The sequence below is a fragment of the Halomonas sp. ND22Bw genome (assembly GCF_003011945.1).
In the GTDB taxonomy this organism is placed as follows: Bacteria; Pseudomonadota; Gammaproteobacteria; order Pseudomonadales; family Halomonadaceae; genus Halomonas; species Halomonas halophila.
In genome coordinates this window covers 1-260 of record NZ_PXWD01001162.1, presented here as the reverse complement: position 1 = coordinate 260, position 260 = coordinate 1, and the positions used below count along the sequence as shown (strand labels likewise).

At 61.5% G+C, this 260-nt stretch carries 1 protein-coding gene; it reads left to right on the top strand.

Annotated features, from left to right (window positions below; translation table 11 throughout):
* On the top strand, positions 1-251 hold a 251-nt coding region (locus CVH10_RS21830; RefSeq protein WP_181244658.1), incomplete at its 5' end, for a Bax inhibitor-1 family protein.
* Positions 252-260: the final 9 nt, after the last annotated feature.

Here is a 260-nt window from a genome sequence, read left to right as displayed (position 1 = left end):
TCATCGCCTCGCTGGTGAACATGTTCTGGCCGAACGGGGTCCTGTACTGGATCATCAGCGCCGCCGGCGTGCTGCTGTTCTCGGGCCTGATCGCCTTCGACACCCAGCGCCTGAAGATGAGCTACTACGCGCTTGAAGGCGACAGGAACGCCATGGGCGTCGCCACCAGCTATGGCGCGCTGAGCCTGTTCATCAACTTCGTGAACCTGTTCCTCTTCCTGCTGCGCTTCATGGGCGGCAACCGCAACTAAGCAGCCTCG